This window comes from Pseudomonas sp. SZ40 (genome assembly GCF_052958135.1).
Genome location: NZ_JBQWIF010000030.1, coordinates 26554 through 42945, shown reverse-complemented (window position 1 = coordinate 42945; position 16392 = coordinate 26554). Strand labels below are relative to the sequence as shown.

Below are 16392 nucleotides of genomic sequence, written 5' to 3'. Positions count from 1 at the left end.
TTCATCGTCTGGCCTGAACCCGGTTTCCTGCCCGACCGTTTCACTGGCGTGTGCCGCGCGGCCTCGCGCAAAGGAGATCCCATGACCCCATCCCCAAGCCGAGAATCAGCAGAGCGCGACGCGCGGCACAACGCCCGCATGGCGCGCAAGAAAGCCCTGATGGACGAAAAGATCGCCCAGGCTCAGGACGAGTACGGCCTGCTGCTGGTGCACAGCGGCAATGGCAAGGGCAAGAGCAGCTCGGCCTTTGGCATGGTCGCCCGCGCGCTGGGGCATGGTCTCAAGGTCGGCGTGGTGCAGTTCATCAAGGGCGGCATGGCCACCGGTGAGGAGCACTTTTTCCGCCGCTTTCCCGATGAAGTCAGCTACCACGTGATGGGCGAGGGCTACACTTGGGACACCCAGGATCGTCAGCGGGACATCGAGAAGGCCGTTCAGGCCTGGGAGGTCGCCCGGCAACTGCTGAACGACCCGCAGATCGCTCTGGTGGTACTGGACGAGCTGAACATCGCCCTCAAGCACGGTTACCTGGACGTGGATGTGGTGCTGCGTGACATCGAGTCGCGCCCCGAGCTGCAGCACGTAGTGGCTACCGGCCGTGGCGCGCCACCGGCGCTGCTAGAGGCCGCGGATACCGTTACCGAAATGACGCTCGTGAAGCATGCCTTCAAGTCCGGCGTGAAAGCACAGAAAGGCGTGGAGTTTTGAGCGTTACAGCGTCTGTATCCGATGCGGGTGAGCGCGCGTCGCGCCACTGTCCGGCACTGTTGATCGCTGCGCCGGCCTCGGGGCAGGGCAAGACCACCGTCACTGCGGCCCTGGCACGCCTGCACACCCGGCAGGGCAAGCGGGTGCGGGTGTTCAAGTGCGGGCCTGACTTTCTCGATCCTATGATCCTCTCCCGTGCCAGCGGCCACCCGGTTTATCAGCTGGATCTGTGGATGGTTGGCGAGGCCGAGAGCCGCCGCCTGCTGTGGGAAGCCGCTGGCGAGGCGGACCTGATCCTCATCGAAGGTGTGATGGGGCTGTTCGACGGCTCGCCATCCGCAGCCGACCTGGCCCGCCGCTTCGGGGTTCCGGTGCTGGGGGTGATCGATGGCTCCGCCATGGCGCAGACCTTCGGGGCACTGGCCGTCGGCCTGGCCAGCTATCAGCCGGATCTGCCGTTCTCCGGTGTGCTCGGCAATCGCGTCAATCCCGGGCGCCATAACGATCTGATCCGCGACAGCCTGCCAGCCTCGATCCGCTGGTACGGCTCTTTGCCGCGTAGCGCCGCGATCGAATTGCCGAGCCGCCACCTGGGCCTGGTGCAGGCCGCCGAGCTCGCCGACCTCGATGTGCGTCTGGATACCGCTGCCGATGCTCTGGCACAGACCGCAACGGTTACCCTGCCGCCACCAGTGACCTTCGCTGCGCCGTCGATTGCAGCGCCATTGCCGCTGCTGGAGGGCGTGCGCATCGGCGTGGCCCGCGACGCATCCTTCGCGTTCACCTATCAGGCCAATCTCGATCTGCTGGAGCGAATGGGCGCGGCCCTGACGTTCTTCAGTCCGCTGGCAGATCAGAGCCTGCCCGAGGTGGACAGCCTTTATCTGCCCGGCGGCTACCCGGAGCTGCATCTGCAGGCGCTGGCCACCAACCGTTCGATGATCGAGGCCATCACCGCCCATCAGCGAGCTGGCAAGCCGATTCTCGCCGAGTGCGGTGGCATGCTCTACCTGCTCGACACACTGAGCGACGCGGCAGGCGAACGGGCGGAGCTGGCCGGCTTGGTGCCTGGCCATGCCCAGATGCAGAAGCGCCTGGTCGCCCTCGCGCTGCAGGCGGTCACGTTGCCCGAAGGGCTGTTGCGCGGTCACAGCTATCATCATTCGCGGCTCGAATCCGAGCTGCAGCCGCTGGCTCGCGGCGAGTGCCCCAATGACAAGCCGGTCAGCGAGGCGGTGTTTCGTCTCGGCCGGCTCACCGCGTCCTATATCCACTTTTACCTGCCATCCGATCCTGCGGCCGCAGCGGCATTGTTCAGGCCATGAGCGACCACGCCTTCAGCGCCGAGGAGCGTGCCGCTGTCTACCGGGCCATTTCCGAGCGCCGCGATATGCGTCATTTCAGTGGTGGCGAGGTGGCGCCTGAACTGCTCGCCAAGCTGCTCGAAGCTGCGCACCAGGCGCCCAGTGTGGGTCTGATGCAGCCCTGGCGCTTCATTCGCATCACTCGACCAGCACTGCGTGAAGACATCTATCAGTTGGTCGAAGCCGAGCGCCGGCTGACCGCCGAGGCATTGGGCGAACGCTCCGACGCGTTCATGCGCCTCAAGGTCGAGGGCGTTCGTGAGTGCGCCGAGTTGCTGGTCGCGGCGCTGATGGACGGCCGTGACGCTCATGTCTTCGGCCGGCGCACCCTGCCAGAAATGGATATGGCGTCATTGTCCTGCGCCATTCAGAATCTCTGGCTCGCCGCCAGGGCCGAGGGGCTGGGCATGGGCTGGGTGTCGCTGTTCGATCCTCTCGCACTGGCCGAGCTGCTGGGCATGCCAGCCGGCAGCAAGCCGGTGGCGGTGCTGTGCCTGGGGCCGGTGCAGGCGTTCTACCCGGTACCGATGCTGGCCCAGGAGGGCTGGGCCGAAGTGCGACCATTGAGTGAATTGCTGTTTCAGGATCGCTGGGCATCACATGACGGGGAGCCACATGAATAGCGCAGTGTGTTTATGAGCCTGATCCTCAGTGCTGCCGTGGGCGTGGCGCTGGATGCCGCGCTTGGTGAACCGAGGCGTTGGCACCCGCTGGTGGGTTTCGGCAAGCTGGCCAATCGTCTGGAGCAGCGCTTCAACCCGTCCGGAGGCGGCTGGCGTAGCCACGGCGTGACGGCCTGGTGCCTCGCGGTATTGCCGCTCACGCTGCTAACCGTGCTGCTGGTGCAGGTGCCCTGGATCGGCTGGCTGGTGCAGATCATCGCCCTGTATGCGGCCCTCGGCTTGCGCAGCCTCGATCAGCATGCCCAGCCGGTGGCTCAGGCCCTGCGCCTTGGCGATCTGGCCCTGGCCCGCCAAAGGGTCGGCTATATGGTCAGCCGCCGCACCGATGACCTGGACGCCACCGGTGTGGCCCGTGCCGGTACTGAGTCGGTGCTGGAAAACGGCAGTGACGCGGTATTCGCCGCGCTGTTCTGGTTTCTCGTGGCTGGCGCGCCGGGTGTGGTGCTGTACCGCCTGAGCAATACCCTGGATGCCATGTGGGGCTACCGCAACGAACGTTTCGAGCGCTTCGGCTGGGCCGCCGCGAAGATCGACGACCTGCTCAACTACGTGCCGGCGCGCCTGGTCGCGCTGACATACGCGCTGCTCGGGCGCTCCACCACGGCAGTGCGCTGCTGGCAGCGCCAGGCGCCGCAGTGGGACAGCCCCAATGCCGGACCGGTGATGGCCGCTGGTGCCGGTGCGCTGGGTGTCAGCCTCGGCGGTGCTGCCGTCTATCATGGCCAAGTGCACCAGCGGCCCGAGCTGGGCGAGGGCCCGCAGCCCCGGGCACGAGACATCGAGCGGGCGATGAATCTGGTCTGGGGGGGCGTCTCGTTGTGGCTGTTGCTCATGCTGATCGTGGGGGTGTGCGTTGCTTGAACATGGCGGACGTTTGCGGCGAGCGGCCCAGCAATACGGCATTCCCCTGAGCGACTGGCTGGACCTGTCAACCGGCGTGGCGCCTTATGGGCTACCCCTACCGGCGATTCCGGAGCAGGCCTGGGTGCGTCTGCCCGAGCAGGATGATGGGCTGGAGGCTGCTGCCTGCGCCTACTACGGCGTCGACCACCTGCTGCCAGTGGCCGGCTCCCAGGCGGCCATCCAGTGCCTGCCACGGCTGCGAAGCGAGGCGCGGGTGGGCATCGTATCGCCAGCGTATGCCGAGCATGCGGCGGCTTGGCAGCGTGAAGGGCATCGGGTGCTGGAGCTCTGCGAGGCGAGCGTCAACCGGGCGCTGGAGCGGCTCGACGTGCTGCTGCTGGTCAATCCCAACAACCCTACCGGTCGGCGATTTTCGCCGCAGCAACTGTTCGCCTGGCATGCGCGCCTGGCCGAGCGAGGGGGGTGGCTGATCGTCGATGAGGCCTTCATCGATTGCACCCCGGAACAGAGTCTGGCGGCTCATAGTCACCTGCCCGGGCTGATCGTGCTGCGCTCGTTCGGCAAGTTCTTCGGCATGGCAGGTGCTCGCCTGGGGTTCGTGCTGGCCGAGACCAGGCTGCTCGGCCAGCTGGAAGAGAGGCTTGGCCCCTGGACCCTCAGCGGGCCGACGCGCTGGCTGGGTACCCACCTGCTCGAGGACCGCGCTGGCCAGCAGGCGCAACGGCAGCGTCTGGCCAAGGATGGTCAGCGCCTGGCCGACCTGCTGCGCGAGCACGGCCTGCCGGCCACTGGCGGCTGCGCGCTGTTCCAGTGGATAGCCTGCGAACGGGCGAACGTGCTGCATGAGTTTCTGGCCTGCAATGGCATTCTCACCCGGCTGTTCGAACGGCCGGCAAGCATTCGTTTCGGCCTGCCGCCGGACGAAGAAGGCTGGCAGCGCCTGGACCGGGCGCTGAGCGTATTCGCCGAGGAGTCGCGATGAGCCGTTCTGAATCAGACGCCGCTCTTGTTCAGCAGGGCGCTACGTTAATGGTGCAAGGCACCACGTCGGATGCCGGCAAGAGCACCCTGGTCACCGCGCTGTGCCGCTGGCTGCGTCGCCAGGGCGTCAGCGTGGCGCCTTTCAAGCCGCAGAATATGGCACTCAACAGTGCGGTAACCGCCGACGGCGGCGAGATCGGCCGTGCTCAGGCCGTGCAAGCCCAGGCCTGCGGTCTGGCGCCCCATACCGACATGAACCCGGTGCTGCTCAAACCCAACAGCGACACCGGCGCTCAGGTGATCATCCACGGCCAGGCCGTCGGCAACATGAATGCCGTGGCCTATCACGATTACAAGCAGGTCGCCCGCCAGGCGGTGCTGGCGTCCCACCAGCGGCTGCAGGCGATTCATCAGGTGGTGATGGTGGAAGGTGCAGGCTCGCCTGCAGAGATCAACCTGCGCGCCAACGACATCGCCAACATGGGCTTTGCCGAGGCGGTCGATTGTCCGGTGATTCTGGTCGCCGATATCGACAAGGGCGGCGTCTTCGCCCATCTGGTCGGCACCCTGGAATTGCTCTCGCCCAGTGAACAGGCACGGCTCAAGGGCTTCGTGATCAATCGCTTTCGCGGCGATATCGCCTTGCTGCAGCCTGGCCTGGACTGGCTCGAGAAACGCACCGGCAAGCCGGTGCTTGGCGTGCTGCCCTATCTGATGGATTTCCATCTGGAGGCCGAAGACGCCATCGACCGTCGCCAGGTGAGCAAGACCGAACAGGTGCTCCGGGTGGTGGTTCCGGTGCTGCCACGGATCAGCAACCACACCGATTTCGACCCGCTGCGCCTGCACCCTCAGGTCGAGCTGACCTTCGTCGGCCCCGGCGAAGCGATCCCGCCCGCCGACCTGATCATTCTGCCCGGCTCCAAGAGCGTACGCGCCGACCTTGCCTTTCTGCGCAGCGGGGGTTGGGCCGAGGCCATCGAGCGACACCTGCGCTATGGCGGCAAGCTGCTCGGCATCTGCGGCGGGCTGCAGATGCTCGGGCGTTGCGTCGAGGATCCCGACGGACTCGAAGGGCCCGCCGGGGCTAGCCAGGGCCTGGGACTCTTGCAGATCGACACGGTGCTGGAGCCCCACAAGCAACTACGTAATGTGCGCGGGCGTCTGTGTCTGGAGGATGCCTCTATCAGCGGTTACGAGATTCATGCCGGGGTGACCTCGGGCGCCGATCTGCAGCGCGCCGCGGTTCGCCTCGATGATGGCCGTGCGGACGGTGCCCTGAGCGCCGATGGCCAAGTCATGGGTACTTACCTGCACGGCCTGTTCGAGTCGTCGCAAGCCTGTTCGGCGCTGCTGCGCTGGGCTGGCCTGGGGGAGGTGCAGGAGGTGGATTACCACGCCCTGCGCGAGCGCGATATCGAGCGCCTGGCGGATCTGGTCGAAGCGCACCTGGATCGCTCGGCCCTGCGCGCGCTATGCGGCCTGGCGGCCCCAATGGAGAGCGAATAGATGCAGGAGTTGATTCTCGGTGGTGCTCGCTCCGGCAAGAGTCGGTTGGCCGAGCGCCTGGCCCAGGAGTCGGGCCTCGAGGTGACATACATCGCCACCAGCCAGGCGCTCGATGGCGAAATGAGCGTCCGTATCCGTTCCCATCGCGATCGTCGTCCGGCGCACTGGGGGTTGGTCGAAGAACCGCTGGAACTGGCCCGGGTGCTTGGCGAGCAGGCATCGGCACAGCGCTGCCTGCTGGTCGATTGCCTGACCCTTTGGCTGACCAACCTGCTGCTGCTGGAAGATGACGCACGCCTGGTACGCGAGCGCGATGCGCTGCTGGCCTGCCTGGCGAATCTGTCAGGGCGGCTGATTCTGGTCAGCAACGAAACCGGGCTTGGCGTGGTGCCGATGGGCGAGTTGACCCGCCGTTATGTCGATGAAGCCGGCCTGCTGCACCAGGCCATCGCCGAACGCTGCCAGCGCGTGGTGTTCACGGTCGCTGGCCTGCCCATGATTCTCAAGGGAGATCCGTTATGAACCTCGACTGGTGGCTCAATCCCCCCCAGCCTATCGACCAGGTGGCGCGTGACAAGGCCGAGGCGCGGCAGGGGCAGTTGACCAAACCGGCCGGTTCGCTCGGCGAACTGGAGCGCCTGGCGATTCGCCTGGCCGGGCTGCAGGGCCGTGAGTGCCCGGGCGTCGACAAGGTGTGGATCGCCATTTTCGCCGCTGATCACGGCGTCGTGGCTGAAGGTGTCTCGGCCTACCCGCAGGCTGTCACAGGGCAGATGCTGCGCAACTTCGTCGCTGGCGGCGCGGCGATCAGCGTGCTGGCCCGGCAGTTGGACGCATCGCTGGAAGTGACCGATCTGGGCACCGCGCTGCCGCTCGAACCACTGCCAGGCGTGCGCCATTTGCAGGTCGGCGCTGGCACCGCCAACCTCATGCGCGAAGCGGCGATGACGCCTGCCCAGGCCCTGATCGCCCTGCAGGCCGGCCGCGACAGCGTCGTTCGTGCTGCACGGGATGGCCGCGAGCTGTTCATTGGCGGTGAGATGGGCATCGGCAATACCACCGCGGCCACGGCGCTGGCCTGCCTGCTGCTGGATTGTCCGGTGGCCGAGCTGGTGGGGCCGGGTACCGGGCTCGCCGCTGCCGGCGTGGTCCACAAGGCACAGGTGATCGAGACGGCCCTGGCGCTGCACCGTGCAGCTGCCAGCGAGCCGATGGAAGCCTTGCGTCGTCTGGGCGGTTTCGAGATCGCTGCACTCACCGGCGCCTACCTGGCGTGCGCCCAGCAGGGCTTGGTGGCGCTGGTCGACGGCTTCATCTGCAGCGTCGCCGCCTTGCTGGCGGTGCGTCTGAACCCGGCGTGTCGCGACTGGCTGCTGTTTTCTCATCAGAGCGCCGAGCCCGGTCATCAGCGTCTGCTCGCCGCCCTGCAGGCCACGCCGATCGTCAGCCTGGGCCTGCGCCTGGGCGAGGGCAGTGGGGCTGCACTGGTGGTGCCGATGCTGCGTCTGGCCTGTGCGCTGCACAATGAAATGGCCACCTTCGCCGAGGCGGCGGTGGCGGATCGCGCGCCGTGATCCTGCATCTGCTGCGCCATGGCGAAACCGAGCAGGGCGGCGGCTTGCGTGGCAGCCTGGACGACGCGCTGACCGAGACCGGCTGGGCACAATTGCGGTCAGCGGTGCGCGCCGATGAACACTGGGATGCGCTGATCAGCTCGCCGCTGCAGCGCTGCGCGCGCTTCGCCGAGGAACTGGCCGCCGCCCGCGATCTGCCGTTGCAGTTCGAGGCTGGTTTGCAGGAGCTGCATTTCGGTGACTGGGAAGGACGTAGCGCCGCCCAGTTGATGGAGACCGACGCCGACGATCTTGGTCGCTTCTGGGCCGATCCCTATGCCTTCACGCCGCCCGCCGGCGAGCCACTGCTGGACTTCGAGGCGCGGGTACTGGATGCAGTGCGGCGTCTGCAGGACAGCTATCAGGGGCGGCGGTTGCTGGTGGTCACCCATGGCGGGGTGATGCGTCTGTTGCTGGCGCGGGCGCGGGGGTTGCCCCGAGAGCAACTGCTGCAGGTCAGTGTGACCCATGGTCAGCGGGTGCACCTGCAATTCGATGGCTTGGGCGTGCGGGAAATCCCATGACACCTTTCTGGATCGCATTGCAGTTTCTCACGCGCTTGCCGGTACGCCTGGCCGGCATGCCCACGCCTGAGCAAACGGGACGCTCGCTACTCTGCTACCCGCTGGTTGGTGGGGTGATCGGTCTGCTGCTGCTGGCTGCCGCGCACCTGCTCGAAGCGGCAGCGGTGCCCCTACAGGCGGCGCTGTTGCTGAGCCTGTGGGTGGCACTGAGCGGTGCGCTGCATCTGGATGGCCTGGCCGACAGCGCGGATGCCTGGATGGGCGGTTTCGGTGATCGCGAGCGCACCCTGGCGATCATGAAGGACCCGCGCAGCGGGCCGATCGCCGTGGTGGTGCTGGTGATGGTGCTGCTGCTCAAGTTCGTCGCCTTGCTGACTCTGCTCGAGCGGGGTGATCACCTCGCGCTGCTGCTGGTCCCGGTGCTGGGACGTGGCGCGCTGTTGGCCCTGTTTCTCTGCACGCCCTATGTCCGCGCGGGAGGTCTGGGCGAGGTGTTGGCTCGGCACCTGCCAAGGTCGTCCGCCATCGCGGTGCTGGTGGTGACGTCGCTGACCTGTCTGCTGGCCGGTGGTATCTGGGTGATGCTGGCGGCGGTGGCAATTTTCTTCTGCTTGCGGCGCATGATGCAGCAGCGCCTGGGCGGCACCACTGGCGACACCGCCGGAGCGCTGCTGGAGGTGCTCGAGTGCGGGGTGCTGCTGGTGATGGCTTTGCACGTGGCCGGCTGACCACCTGGCCCATGGCTGGGTAGAGCGGGCGATACCCGCGTTTGCCAGCGCATGCATTGCATGTGGCCCGTTCTCCTGTCCTGAGAGCGCACGGAAAGTGTTGCATCGGGGGGTTGTTTGGCGGGAGAAGCGGGTATATACATGCATTCCATGTTGCCTACCGAATGCCTCTGCACCCGCTTGCGTCGCGCCAGCCGTGGCGTCAGCAAGCTCTATGACGACGCCCTGAGCGGTGTCGGCCTCAATGTCGCCCAGTATTCTCTGCTCCGGCATCTGCAGCGCCTCAGTCAGCCGAGCATCACCGATCTGGCCGATGCCATGGGGCTCGAACGCAGTACCCTGGGGCGCAACCTGCGTGTTCTCGAGGGGCGTGGCCTGGTGATGCTGCAGGGGGGCGTGGACCAGCGCAATCGCCTGGTAGCGTTGAGCGAGTCTGGTGAGCAGCTGCTCGCCCAGGCTTTGGGCGCCTGGCAGACGGCGCAAGTGCAACTGCAGCAACGATTGCCCCCGCAACACATGGAAGCGCTGGACGAGTTGCTCGCCAGCCTGGATTGAGGGGAGTGGGCGTGGATCGCCTCTTCCCAGCTTGCGTTTCGACCTGACAACAGAAGGACATGCAATGAGTTCGGTATGGCGCACGAGTTTCTGGCTGATGCTGGGAGCCTCTCTGATCCTCGCCCTGTCCCTTGGCACGCGCCACGGGTTCGGTCTTTTCCTGTCGCCGATGAGCGATGATTTTGGCTGGGGGCGCGGTGTGTTCGCGTTCGCCATCGCCTTGCAGAACCTCATCTGGGGCATTGCTCAGCCCTTCACCGGTGCCCTGGCGGATCGTTTCGGCGCGCAGCGGGCGATCATCGTCGGCGGTCTGTTGTACGCGACCGGGCTGATCTTCATGGGGCTGTCGGACTCGCCGCTCTCGCTGTCGCTGAGTGCCGGTTTGCTGATCGGTATCGGCCTGTCGGGCACGTCGTTCTCGGTGATTCTCGGCGTGGTCGGCCGTGCGGTGCCGGTGGAGAAACGCAGCATGGCCATGGGCATCGCGGCGGCGGCGGGGTCGTTCGGCCAGTTCGCCATGCTGCCGGGTACGCTCGGTCTGATCGGCTGGCTCGGTTGGTCGGCGGCACTGATAGCCCTGGGCATCATGGTGGCGTTGATCGCACCGCTGGCAGCCATGGTCAAGGATCGCCCGCAGGTGTCACAGGGCCCTCAGCAGACGCTTGGCGAGGCGCTGCGCGAAGCCTGCGGCCATTCCGGCTTCTGGCTGCTGGCGCTGGGCTTTTTCGTATGCGGGTTTCAGGTGGTGTTCATCGGTGTCCACTTGCCGGCCTATCTGGTCGATCAGCACCTGCCGGCCATCGTCGGCACCACCGTGCTGGCTCTGGTCGGGCTGTTCAACGTATTCGGTACCTATATCGCCGGTTGGCTCGGCGGGCGGCGCTCCAAGCCGCGGCTGCTCAGTGCGCTGTATCTGGCCCGTGGCGTGGTGATCGCTCTGTTCATCACGGTGCCACTGAGCGTATGGACGGCTTATGCGTTCGGTATCGTCATGGGGCTGTTGTGGCTGTCTACCGTACCGCTGACCAATGGCACGGTGGCGACCCTGTTCGGGGTACGCAACCTGTCCATGCTCGGCGGCATCGTCTTTCTGTTCCACCAACTGGGTTCTTTCCTCGGTGGCTGGCTGGGCGGCTACCTCTACGACCACACGGGCAGCTATGATCTGGTATGGCAGATTTCCATCCTGCTCAGCGTACTGGCCGCAGCGCTCAACTGGCCGGTTCGCGAACAGCCCGTCGCCCGCCTGCAAGGAGCCCATGCATGACGCTCAGGCCCTGGATCGCAACCGCTCTCGGCGCCGCAGGGCTGTCGCTGCTGGCGTTGATCTTCTGGGGCTGGCATCAGGGTGGGCTGGCGATCATGCAGCTGGGGATGAGCCTCTGCTGAGCGGATTCACCGAGAAGGAAACCACCTGATGCGCGTGCGACTGTTTGCTCTGCCGCTGGTTCTGCTGGCGTTCAATATCTCCGTACAGGCTGCCGAATGCCCGGCGCTGCTGGAGGGGGAGCTGCCCAAGTTGCGCTCCAAGGACAAGATCGACCTGTGTGAGCAGTTCGCCGGCAAGCCGCTGGTGGTGGTCAATACCGCCAGCTTCTGCGGTTTCACCTCGCAGTTCGAAGGGCTGGAAGCGCTCAATCAGCGCTACCGGGGGCAGGGCTTGGAGATTCTCGGCGTACCGTCCGATTCGTTCAAGCAGGAGTCGGACGACGCCGAAGAGACCGCCAAGGTCTGTTACGTGAATTACGGCGTGACCTTCACCATGAGTGAAACCCAGCCGGTGACCGGTGACCAGGCCATTCCCTTGTTCAAGGAACTGGCTGCGCAGACGGCAGCGCCACGCTGGAACTTCTTCAAGTACGTGGTCGATCGCAAGGGCCAGGTGGTGGCGCGGTTTTCCAGCATGACCAAGCCCGATGACCCCGAGCTGATCGCCGCTGTGGAGAAGGCGATCGCCTCACAGCCCTGAGTCGAGGCAACAATGAAAAATCGCGGCATGAGCCGCGATTTTTGTTTCCGATCATCGTCTGATGAGCACGCCGCCCCGAGGGCCGTGCGTGCTCGAGATCGGCTCAGAAACGGTAGGTCAGCGAGGCGCCCAGGCCGTGGGCGCTGTTCTTGTACGTGGCATTGTAAGTGCCGCGTGTCGCGCTGCTGCGATTGATATCGACTTCTTCTTCCTTGAGATAGGTGTAGGCCAGGTCGATGGTCATGTCGTCGCTTGGGCTCCAGCCTGCGCCGACGCTGAAAATCGTCCGGTCACCCGATGGGATGCGCGGCGAGCGATGTTCGTTTTTGGTGGGTGTCTGGTCGATGGCCACACCGGTACGCAGGACCCATTGCGGGTTCAGCTTGTAAGACACGCCAACCGCATGAGCCCAGGTGTCGTGCCAGTCCTGATCTTCGACGATGGTGTTCAGGCCACCGGCCAGAAGGCCACCGACACCTTCGTTCTCGACGCGAATCTCCTTGAAGCGGCTCCAGCGTGTCCAGGTGCTGCCGGCATACAAGGTCCAGTCATCATTGAGGGCGTGGGTGATCGACAGGTCCACGGACTCGGGGGTGGTCACGTCGAGGGATGCATCGTACTTGCCTGCGGAAGTGCCGATCACCGCCCCAGGACCCGATACGCGGGTGTCGCCTTCCAGCTCGTACTTGACCCGCGAGTGGTAGGCCAGGCCTACGCGTGTTTGTGGCGTGAACTCGTACAGGACACCGACGTTGAAGCCTACGGCCACGTCGTCGCCCTTGATCTTGACCTTGCCATCATTGCTGCCAGGAGGGCCGATCGGGTTGGTCAGCGACGAAGTGAGTTCACCTTCTATGTGGTTGAAGGTGGGGCCGAAGCCGACCGACAGCTGGTCATTGAAGCGGTAGCTGAGCGTCGGCTGTACCGTGATGACGCGTACATAACTCTTGTCCGCGAAGTAGCGGCCCTGGAAGCCACTCTCGTACTCGGTTGCCAGGCCGAAGGGCGCGTAGACGCCGATACCGAAAGCGACTTTTTCATCCAGCGGTTTGACGTAGTAACCCATGGGGACGCCCGTGGTCGGCACCATGTCACCATCGTTACTGCCACCATTGGCTGTGCCGGCAGCGGTCGTACTGCCGTTGCTGCTGATCCTGCTCTTGGCATGGATGGCCGCCACACCGAAATTGATCTGTTCGCGCTTGATTCGCGCCATGCCAGCCGGGTTGCCGAACACGGTGCTGGCGTCCTCCGCCGACGACGAGCGGCCAGCGAACGACATGCCCATGCCCGAGACGCTTTGCTCGTTGAGCGCAAAGCCACTGGCCAAGCTGTAGCTGGAGGTGGATGCGATGGCGATTGCCAGACCGGTTCTTAGGATTCTTGTACTCACGGGGTGCTCCTTGGCAGGGTCGGGGGAACTCTCGCTTTGCTGACTCAACGTCAATTCGGAAAGTTCAGGGTTAAACACGATCCGTCGAGGTGAAGCTGTCCGTTCGGGCAGGATATAGAGCCTTGCGGTGCTTGGCACCCGTGACCCGGTAGTCAGTTGCTCAGGCTGCAACCGACCGTCCGAAAATGCAGCGCTGCCAGGCTGAAACGAATTCGTCCGGCTTGCGATGGGGCGCGAAGACCTGCTGCCAGATCAGCGCCTGCGCACCGAGGTCGTCGGCGATGGGTAATGCCTTGCCATGGCTTTCGATGAGCAACCAGGCAATGGCGGTGGCATAGCGCAAATTGACGGTCAGCTCCAGGTGTGGCGCGCCAAGAAAGGCATGCTGGCTGGCCAGACCTCGTACCCGGCTGGCCAGTTCGGGGTCGCCAGCCAGGTGATCATCCCAGAGGTGCTGGTGGTGGTATGCCGAGATCCGGTACAGGCCGTAACCGCTGTGGTTGTCCAGCGCTGCGCCCAGAGATGACTGGCAAGCGGCGACGCCCAGCAGTAGCGCTTCGGCGGCGATGGATTGTTTATCCAGATACAGCAGGGTGGGGCGGATGACCTGCTGGTTCAGATCACAGGCAGCGATTCCCATACGAGCCTCTACGCAGAAATGGCCGGTGGAGGAGGGCGCTGGCAACGTCGTCTTGATCTGGTGGTGGCTTTTCGACGCGACCCACCGACCGTAAATCCCACCGGAAGCAGGGGTTAGCTGCTCAAATTCAAGCTTAGTGGGATATTCATACCGTAAAGAGCTGTTTTTAAATCGATTGAGGATTTACACCAGCCTGCATATGCCGAATTGGAACTGTAGCGAGCTGTATTGACACCATTGCGCTGCGTTCGGCAATATCGACCCCTAGTCGTCTTGCCCGAGCATTACATGTTCTCCATCTTCCAGCCCATGCCTTCTGTCCGCAGCCCCGCCGCTGCGTCGCAGAACGTTTGTCTGGAAGCTGGTAAGTCGAAGAAACAGTCGCTCATTTGACCGGGGCGCGCTGTCCCGTCAGATGGGCTGACAGGACAGAGGCGCGAGGTCGAAGCATCCCTTCGTCACACTCCCTTCCCGCACTCCATCGACGGTGACCACACGGTCTACACCGAGGAGTTGCATGCATGTCTACATTTTCCGGAATCTGGGTCGCCCTGGTCACGCCGTTTCGCGATGGTCAGGTGGATCTACCGGCCTTGCGTTCGCTGGCCGTGCATCTGCTGGATGCTGGCGCGGCAGGTCTGGTGGTCTGCGGTACCAGTGGCGAAGCGGCGGCGCTGGATGAGCAGGAACAGCTGGCGGTGCTCGACGCCGTGCTCGAAGTGGTGCCTGCCAGCCGCGTGGTGATGGGGCTCAGTGGCAACAATCAGACTGCGGTACTGGCCCGCTTGCAGCGCATCCAGGGCCGCCCGCTGGCGGGGTTGCTGGTGCCGGCACCTTATTACATCAGACCGTCGCAGCAGGGGCTGCTGGCATTCTTCGAGGCCATCGCCGACGCTTCGCGGTTGCCGATCATCCTTTACGACATTCCTTACCGCAGCGCCGTCAGCATGGAGCTGGAAACCATCCGCCAGCTCGCCAGGCATCCGCGAATAATGGCGATCAAGGATTGTGGCGGTGACGTGCGCAAGACCCAGATGCTGATCGAGGATGGATTGCTCGACGTGCTCACCGGCGAAGACGAGCAGATATTCGCCACCCTGTGTCTCGGGGGGAGTGGCGCCATTTCCGCGGCAGCGCATATCCGGACCGCCGACTTCGTGCAGGTGGTGGCGCATCTGCAACAGGGCGATCTGCAGGCCGGTCGCGCACTGTTTCGCCAGTTGTTGCCGCTGATCCGGCTGGCCTTCGTCGAGCCCAACCCGGCGCCGGTGAAAAGCTTGCTGGCCATGCAGGGGTTGATCGCCGACGAGTTGCGTGAGCCCATGCTGCGCTGTTCGGACGGATTGCGTGAGCGCATGCGCAGTGAACTGCTGTGAGCGTGCAACACGGCAGAGGCTCACGGGATATACTGCGCGGCAATCTTTACGGGAGAGCCGCGTGAGCATCGAAATTGCCTGGATTCGAGACAACGCCAGCCTGGCGGAGCACTGCTCTGCCTGGCGCAAACAGCCATTTCTGGCGCTGGACACCGAGTTCATGCGCGTCGATACCTTTTACCCGATTGCCGGCCTTCTGCAGGTCAGCGAGGGCGAGCAGGCCTATCTGATCGACCCGCTGCAGATCGACGACTGGTCGCCGTTCGCTGCGTTGCTCGAGGATCCTCAGGTCATCAAGGTGGTGCACGCCTGCAGCGAGGACCTGGAAGTGCTCCTGCGCCTGACCGGCAGCCTGCCCGCGCCGCTGTTCGATTCGCAACTGGCCGCCGGTTACCTCAATCTGGGTTTCTCCATGGGCTATTCGCGGCTGGTGCAGGCGGTGCTGGGCATCGAACTGCCCAAGGGCGAGACCCGTTCGGACTGGCTGCAGCGTCCGCTGTCCGACACGCAGGTCAGTTACGCTGCCGAGGACGTGGTGCATCTGGCCGAGCTCTATCGCCGCCTGCAGGACAAACTCTCTGCCGAGAAGAATGCCTGGATTCTCGAGGACGGTGCCGAGCTGGTCGCCGGCCTGGGTCGCGAGATTCCCGCTGAAGAGGCGTACCGCGAAGCCAAATTGGCATGGAAGCTGTCGCGTGCCCAACTGGCCGTGCTGCGCGTGCTGTGCATCTGGCGCGAGCGCCAGGCGCGGGCACGCAATCAGCCGCGCAACCGAATCCTGCGTGAGCACTCGCTGTGGCCGCTGGCTCGCCAGCAGCCGAGCGATCTGGTCAGCCTGGCACGCATCGAGGACATGCACCCGAAGACCGTGCGCCAGGACGGCGAGACCATCCTGCAGATGATCCGCGATGCCGCCGCGCTGCCTCAGAGCGAGTGGCCGCCGGCCATGCCGGAACCGCTGCCGCTGGAGTCCACGGCGCTGCTCAAGAAGCTGCGAGCCATTGGCCAGCGTGAAGGCGAACGTCTGGATATCGCCCCGGAACTGATGCTGCGCAAGAAGACCCTCGAGGCACTGCTCAAGAGCGGTTACCCGGATGGTCCCTACCGCCTGCCCGACAGCCTGCGCGGCTGGCGCCGTGAGCTGATGGGCCAGGCGTTGCTCGATTGCCTGGCCGCTCGAGGAGAGTCCGCTTGAAACGTATCTGCTCCATCTACAAGAGCCCCCGCAAGGATGGCATGTACCTCTACGTGCTGCGTGCCGATGCGCTGAAACAGGTTCCCGAGAATCTGCTGAGCGCCTTCGGGCCACCCGTCCTTGCCTTCGACATGGTGCTGACGCCTGAGCGCACCCTCGCACGCGAAGACATCCACAAGGTGCTGGAGAACCTGGATAGCCAGGGTTATCACCTGCAGATGCCGCCACCGGAAGAGGATTACATCGAGCATCTGCCGGAAGAGCTGTTACGTCGCAACGACCCTGTCTGA

At 64.8% G+C, this 16392-nt stretch carries 19 protein-coding genes; 17 read left to right on the top strand and 2 right to left on the bottom strand.

What is annotated here, in order from left to right; genetic code table 11:
• The first annotated feature begins 81 nt into the window (after window positions 1-81).
• The 14 genes from cobO to ACT9T4_RS20250 all read left to right on the top strand — a co-directional run bounded on the left by cobO (window position 82) and on the right by ACT9T4_RS20250 (window position 11498).
• Window positions 82-708 (top strand): cob(I)yrinic acid a,c-diamide adenosyltransferase, encoded by a 627-nt coding sequence (cobO, locus tag ACT9T4_RS20315; protein WP_042555739.1) that lies wholly within the window; start codon window positions 82-84, stop codon window positions 706-708.
• Window positions 705-2033: a cobyrinic acid a,c-diamide synthase CobB gene (locus tag ACT9T4_RS20310; protein ID WP_042555740.1), complete on the top strand. Its 1329-nt coding sequence runs from the start codon at window positions 705-707 to the stop codon at window positions 2031-2033. The genes cobO and ACT9T4_RS20310 overlap by 4 nt, the downstream gene beginning before the upstream one ends.
• A complete protein-coding gene (gene bluB / locus ACT9T4_RS20305; protein ID WP_042555741.1) occupies window positions 2030-2695 on the top strand; it encodes a 5,6-dimethylbenzimidazole synthase in 666 nt (221 codons plus the stop codon). Before ACT9T4_RS20310 ends, bluB begins: the two co-directional genes overlap by 4 nt.
• A gap of 12 nt (window positions 2696-2707) precedes the next feature.
• Entirely contained in the window at window positions 2708-3616 is a 909-nt protein-coding gene (cbiB, locus tag ACT9T4_RS20300) for an adenosylcobinamide-phosphate synthase CbiB (protein WP_499118674.1), read from the top strand.
• Window positions 3609-4601: a threonine-phosphate decarboxylase CobD gene (gene cobD / locus ACT9T4_RS20295; protein WP_499118672.1), complete on the top strand. Its 993-nt coding sequence runs from the start codon at window positions 3609-3611 to the stop codon at window positions 4599-4601. The genes cbiB and cobD overlap by 8 nt, the downstream gene beginning before the upstream one ends.
• Window positions 4598-6109: a cobyric acid synthase gene (locus tag ACT9T4_RS20290; protein ID WP_179538506.1), complete on the top strand. Its 1512-nt coding sequence runs from the start codon at window positions 4598-4600 to the stop codon at window positions 6107-6109. Before cobD ends, ACT9T4_RS20290 begins: the two co-directional genes overlap by 4 nt.
• Window positions 6110-6631 carry a bifunctional adenosylcobinamide kinase/adenosylcobinamide-phosphate guanylyltransferase gene (gene cobU, locus ACT9T4_RS20285; protein ID WP_179538505.1) on the top strand — a complete coding sequence of 174 codons (522 nt, stop codon included), beginning with the start codon at window positions 6110-6112 and terminating at the stop codon, window positions 6629-6631.
• Window positions 6628-7683: a nicotinate-nucleotide--dimethylbenzimidazole phosphoribosyltransferase gene (cobT, locus tag ACT9T4_RS20280; RefSeq protein ID WP_499118669.1), complete on the top strand. Its 1056-nt coding sequence runs from the start codon at window positions 6628-6630 to the stop codon at window positions 7681-7683. Before cobU ends, cobT begins: the two co-directional genes overlap by 4 nt.
• A complete protein-coding gene (gene cobC / locus ACT9T4_RS20275) occupies window positions 7680-8246 on the top strand; it encodes an alpha-ribazole phosphatase family protein (protein ID WP_042555747.1) in 567 nt (188 codons plus the stop codon). The genes cobT and cobC overlap by 4 nt, the downstream gene beginning before the upstream one ends.
• Window positions 8243-8974, top strand: coding sequence for an adenosylcobinamide-GDP ribazoletransferase (locus tag ACT9T4_RS20270; RefSeq protein WP_499118667.1), 732 nt, complete (start codon window positions 8243-8245; stop codon window positions 8972-8974). Before cobC ends, ACT9T4_RS20270 begins: the two co-directional genes overlap by 4 nt.
• A 150-nt stretch (window positions 8975-9124) precedes the next feature.
• Complete coding sequence (locus ACT9T4_RS20265; protein WP_499118696.1) at window positions 9125-9529, top strand: MarR family winged helix-turn-helix transcriptional regulator; 405 nt, start codon at window positions 9125-9127, stop codon at window positions 9527-9529.
• A gap of 64 nt (window positions 9530-9593) precedes the next feature.
• Window positions 9594-10796: an MFS transporter gene (locus ACT9T4_RS20260; protein ID WP_042555749.1), complete on the top strand. Its 1203-nt coding sequence runs from the start codon at window positions 9594-9596 to the stop codon at window positions 10794-10796.
• Window positions 10793-10918 (top strand): hypothetical protein, encoded by a 126-nt coding sequence (locus ACT9T4_RS20255; RefSeq protein WP_269432934.1) that lies wholly within the window; start codon window positions 10793-10795, stop codon window positions 10916-10918. The genes ACT9T4_RS20260 and ACT9T4_RS20255 overlap by 4 nt, the downstream gene beginning before the upstream one ends.
• Window positions 10919-10946: 28 nt before the next feature.
• Entirely contained in the window at window positions 10947-11498 is a 552-nt protein-coding gene (locus tag ACT9T4_RS20250; RefSeq protein ID WP_499118664.1) for a glutathione peroxidase, read from the top strand.
• A 103-nt stretch (window positions 11499-11601) separates the two neighbouring features.
• Here the strand turns inward: ACT9T4_RS20250 and ACT9T4_RS20245 are convergent, their stop codons facing one another.
• On the bottom strand, window positions 11602-12891 hold the full coding sequence (locus ACT9T4_RS20245) for an OmpP1/FadL family transporter (protein ID WP_499118661.1): 1290 nt from the start codon (window positions 12889-12891) through the stop codon (window positions 11602-11604).
• A 160-nt stretch (window positions 12892-13051) separates the two neighbouring features.
• Complete coding sequence (locus ACT9T4_RS20240; protein WP_042555752.1) at window positions 13052-13531, bottom strand: hypothetical protein; 480 nt, start codon at window positions 13529-13531, stop codon at window positions 13052-13054.
• Between the two features lie 521 nt (window positions 13532-14052).
• Between ACT9T4_RS20240 and dapA the strand changes: the two genes are divergently transcribed.
• The 3 genes from dapA to ACT9T4_RS20225 all read left to right on the top strand — a co-directional run bounded on the left by dapA (window position 14053) and on the right by ACT9T4_RS20225 (window position 16392).
• Complete coding sequence (dapA, locus tag ACT9T4_RS20235; protein WP_042555753.1) at window positions 14053-14907, top strand: 4-hydroxy-tetrahydrodipicolinate synthase; 855 nt, start codon at window positions 14053-14055, stop codon at window positions 14905-14907.
• Window positions 14908-14968: 61 nt separating this feature from the next.
• On the top strand, window positions 14969-16102 hold the full coding sequence (gene rnd / locus ACT9T4_RS20230) for a ribonuclease D (RefSeq protein ID WP_042555754.1): 1134 nt from the start codon (window positions 14969-14971) through the stop codon (window positions 16100-16102).
• Window positions 16099-16392: a YcgL domain-containing protein gene (locus ACT9T4_RS20225; RefSeq protein ID WP_084304132.1), complete on the top strand. Its 294-nt coding sequence runs from the start codon at window positions 16099-16101 to the stop codon at window positions 16390-16392. Before rnd ends, ACT9T4_RS20225 begins: the two co-directional genes overlap by 4 nt.

Excerpts from the sequence above, each read along its gene's own strand:
- cobO (WP_042555739.1), top strand. The coding sequence starts at position 82 with ATGACCCCATCCCCAAGCCGAGAATCAGCAGAGCGCGACGCGCGGCAC.
- bluB (WP_042555741.1), top strand. The coding sequence starts at position 2,030 with ATGAGCGACCACGCCTTCAGCGCCGAGGAGCGTGCCGCTGTCTACCGG.
- cbiB (WP_499118674.1), top strand. The coding sequence starts at position 2,708 with ATGAGCCTGATCCTCAGTGCTGCCGTGGGCGTGGCGCTGGATGCCGCG.
- ACT9T4_RS20290 (WP_179538506.1), top strand. The coding sequence starts at position 4,598 with ATGAGCCGTTCTGAATCAGACGCCGCTCTTGTTCAGCAGGGCGCTACG.
- cobU (WP_179538505.1), top strand. The coding sequence starts at position 6,110 with ATGCAGGAGTTGATTCTCGGTGGTGCTCGCTCCGGCAAGAGTCGGTTG.
- cobT (WP_499118669.1), top strand. The coding sequence starts at position 6,628 with ATGAACCTCGACTGGTGGCTCAATCCCCCCCAGCCTATCGACCAGGTG.
- ACT9T4_RS20270 (WP_499118667.1), top strand. The coding sequence starts at position 8,243 with ATGACACCTTTCTGGATCGCATTGCAGTTTCTCACGCGCTTGCCGGTA.
- ACT9T4_RS20265 (WP_499118696.1), top strand. The coding sequence starts at position 9,125 with ATGTTGCCTACCGAATGCCTCTGCACCCGCTTGCGTCGCGCCAGCCGT.
- ACT9T4_RS20260 (WP_042555749.1), top strand. The coding sequence starts at position 9,594 with ATGAGTTCGGTATGGCGCACGAGTTTCTGGCTGATGCTGGGAGCCTCT.
- ACT9T4_RS20255 (WP_269432934.1), top strand. The coding sequence starts at position 10,793 with ATGACGCTCAGGCCCTGGATCGCAACCGCTCTCGGCGCCGCAGGGCTG.
- ACT9T4_RS20250 (WP_499118664.1), top strand. The coding sequence starts at position 10,947 with ATGCGCGTGCGACTGTTTGCTCTGCCGCTGGTTCTGCTGGCGTTCAAT.
- ACT9T4_RS20240 (WP_042555752.1), bottom strand. The coding sequence starts at position 13,531 with ATGGGAATCGCTGCCTGTGATCTGAACCAGCAGGTCATCCGCCCCACC.
- dapA (WP_042555753.1), top strand. The coding sequence starts at position 14,053 with ATGTCTACATTTTCCGGAATCTGGGTCGCCCTGGTCACGCCGTTTCGC.